The organism is Marinobacter sp. bablab_jr003 (assembly GCF_016464245.1).
In the GTDB taxonomy this organism is placed as follows: Bacteria; Pseudomonadota; Gammaproteobacteria; order Pseudomonadales; family Oleiphilaceae; genus Marinobacter; species Marinobacter vinifirmus.
The window spans coordinates 1-941 of sequence record NZ_JADARC010000130.1 but is presented as its reverse complement, the minus strand read 5'-3'; the positions used below and the strand labels follow the sequence as shown (position 1 = coordinate 941).

Sequence of the window (941 nt, the reverse complement as noted above, 5' to 3'; positions counted from 1 at the left end):
TAGGGAGGCTCTGAATAAGTCTCAAAATCAGCGATAATACGGTCATCGTCAACTGCACAGGATTCGTTGCCACCATGGATCAGATCACCTTCTCCGAAGCCGAGTACCAGACCAAGAAGCGTAAAACCCGCCGCGAGATTTTTCTGGAACGGATGGACAAGCTGATTCCGTGGAAGCAGTTGGAGAAGAAGGTAGCCCTATATTACCCCAAGGGCCAGACTGGCCGGCCACCGTATCCGCTGCCGACCATGCTGCGAGTCCACTGCATGCAATTGTTCTATAACCTCAGTGATCCTGCCATGGAAGACGCATTGTATGAGATCGAATCCATGCGCCAGTTCGCCGGCCTGAAGCTGGACCGATTGCCGGACGAAACCACCATTCTCAAGTTTCGTCATTTCCTGGAGCGCCATGGCCTTGGCAAGGTGTTGTTCAAAGAGGTGAACAAGCACCTGGAGAAAAATGGTTTGATGCTGCGTGAAGGCAGCATTGTGGATGCTTCCATCATTTCTGCACCAAGCTCCACGAAGAATGAAAGCGGCCAGCGCGACCCTGAGATGCGACAAACCAGAAAAGGCAACCAGTGGTACTTTGGCATGAAGATGCATATCGGCGTGGACGATACGCTCGGCTTGATCCACAGCATCGATACCACCGCTGCCAATGTTCACGACATCGTGTCCGCCGGCAACCTTCTTCACGGTGACGAGCTGCGCGTGTTCGGTGATGCCGGTTATCTTGGCATTCAAAAGCGGGATGAGCATAAAGATCGCCAAAATGTATCCTGGTTCATTGCCAAGCGCCCCGGTTCTCGTAAAAAACTGGACGACCGAAAGCTAAAGGCCGAGAAGCTCAAAGCCAGCGCCCGGGCCAAAGTGGAACACCCATTCCGGTACATCAAGCAGGTCTTTGGCTATAGCAAAGTTCGCTATCGCGGCTTG

At 52.9% G+C, this 941-nt stretch carries 1 protein-coding gene; it reads left to right on the top strand.

Going from position 1 to position 941, the window contains the following annotated elements:
• Nucleotides 1-74 precede the first annotated feature (74 nt).
• Nucleotides 75-941, top strand: an 867-nt coding sequence (locus H3Z84_RS15670; RefSeq protein ID WP_199458131.1) for an IS5 family transposase, incomplete at its 3' end; no start/stop codon positions are given.